Source organism: Flavobacterium enshiense DK69 (genome assembly GCF_000498495.1).
Taxonomy (GTDB): Bacteria; Bacteroidota; Bacteroidia; order Flavobacteriales; family Flavobacteriaceae; genus Flavobacterium; species Flavobacterium enshiense.
The window spans coordinates 1-1,875 of record NZ_AVCS01000037.1 but is presented as its reverse complement, the minus strand read 5'-3'; the positions used below and the strand labels follow the sequence as shown (position 1 = coordinate 1,875).

Below are 1,875 nucleotides of genomic sequence, written 5' to 3'. Positions count from 1 at the left end.
GCAGATACTGCTGCTCCTACTGCTTCAACGCTTTCTGCTTCGGGGACTACGACTTCAGGCACAAATCTTACTTGGAATGCGGCTTCTGACAATGTTGGGGTTACCGGTTATAATGTATATCAGAACGGTGTATTGAAAACAACTACTACCGCGACAACATTGGCTGTTTCAGGTTTGTCAGCTTCTACAGCTTACAATTTCTATGTTACCGCTAAAGATGCTGCAGGAAACGTATCGTCTGCAAGTAACACTGTAAATGTGACTACATCAGGTGCAGCTGTTACTTATTGTAATTCAACCGGTAGCACTAATAGAGAATATATAAACCGCGTTCAATTGGGATCAATTAACAATGTTTCAGGAAACAACAACGGATACGGTAATTACACAACACAGTCAACCAGTTTATCAACAGGTTCTACAGCTTCAATTACTATTACTCCTGGATGGAATGGTATGTCGGCAAATGAAGCTTATTGTGTTTGGATTGATTTTAACAAAGATGGAAGTTTTGGTTCGAATGAACTTGTTTTCAGCAAATCAAAAACCAAGTCTGCATCTGTAAGCGGAAGTTTTACAATCCCGTCTACTGCGGCAAGCGGAACAACCAGAATGAGAGTTTCAATGAAATATAATGGTTTACCAACTGCCTGTGAAGTATTTACCAACGGAGAAGTGGAAGATTATACTGTTAATATAACTACTGGCGCTCTTGTTAAAAATGCCAACGGAACTAATGATGATTCAGCAGAGGCTATTAAAGAAGAAGTTAAAGAAGTTAGTGCACTGTCATTTAAATTGTATCCTAATCCTGTGAAAGATGGGACATTATATTTCTCTGGTGTCGAAAGCAACGCTTCTTACAAAATCTTTACTTTGACTGGACAACAGATAGCAAATGGCAGCGCCAACAACAATTCCATTAATGTAGAGACCTTACCATCAGGAGTTTATATCCTAAAAATTTCTGACAGCACATCGGTTGGAACTAAACGATTTATTAAAGAATAAAAGAACACCCTTTTAAAACCAAATCTTTTTTAAGCTGTCCTCGATTGGGCAGCTTATTTTTTTATTATACTGTGAACCCGATTAATTGTTGTTTCGAAAATTACGACCACTATTGAGATTATCTTATGAAAGGATACATGTAGCCTTCCCTTAAATTTATTAGTAGTTTTCACCCCAACTCCGAACAGAATAACAATTCAAAATAAATCAATATTTTTATTTTATGAAGCGAATCGTCGTTTTTGATTACTATACCATTTTCCCGTGTTCCGTTGCAATCCGTCAGTGCGAGTTTGCCGGGCAATCTCCCAATGCCGGGATTTCCACTCCACCCGGGGCTAGAGGGTAATCCGTATTCGACAGTATTTCAAAATATGTAGATTTTAAAAGAAAACGATCTGTTTTTTTTTACAGGTTTCTTTCCGTTAAAGATTTTAAAAACAAAACCAACGCGTTATCTACCAAATACTTACATTTGTTTTAGCTTTATTTTTCACGAAAGCAAAACAGCTTAAAATAAAAAACTATCCATTTGGATAGGGTTCCAAAAGCAAACCACCGCGTAATCTCCCACGCCTTTGCCCCAGTCTTACCCTTATCTTTCTAAAAACAAAACAGATCAAAACAAAAAATCCCCATCATAGACTGATGAAGATTTCCAAAGACAAAGCTATCACTTAGTCCCACATAGGTTTGCAGCAACTTTTACCTTTATTTTTCTAAAAACTAAAACCGATTTAAAACAAAAAAGCCCTTCACAAAAGTGAAGGGCTTTTCAAAAGAAAGGCGGCGACATACTCTCCCACAGGTTTGCAGTACCATCTGCGCAGGCGGGCTTAACTTCTCTGTTCGGAATGGGAAGAG

The 1,875-nt window shown here is 37.9% G+C and carries 2 protein-coding genes and 1 rRNA gene; 2 read left to right on the top strand and 1 reads right to left on the bottom strand.

The window, feature by feature from the left end; all coding sequences use genetic code 11:
• On the top strand, positions 1-1,011 hold a 1,011-nt coding region (locus FEDK69T_RS15025), incomplete at its 5' end, for a GEVED domain-containing protein (protein WP_035656470.1).
• A gap of 223 nt (positions 1,012-1,234) precedes the next feature.
• Positions 1,235-1,360, top strand: coding sequence for a hypothetical protein (locus tag FEDK69T_RS16165; protein WP_023575047.1), 126 nt, complete (start codon positions 1,235-1,237; stop codon positions 1,358-1,360).
• A 432-nt stretch (positions 1,361-1,792) separates the two neighbouring features.
• On the opposite strand, the gene rrf is transcribed toward FEDK69T_RS16165, so the two are convergent.
• A 5S ribosomal RNA gene (gene rrf / locus FEDK69T_RS15600) occupies positions 1,793-1,875 on the bottom strand; the annotation flags it as partial.

What these genes read in the sequence shown, in the direction of transcription:
- FEDK69T_RS16165 (WP_023575047.1), top strand. Translation starts at nt 1,235, where the DNA reads ATGAAGCGAATCGTCGTTTTTGATTACTATACCATTTTCCCGTGTTCC.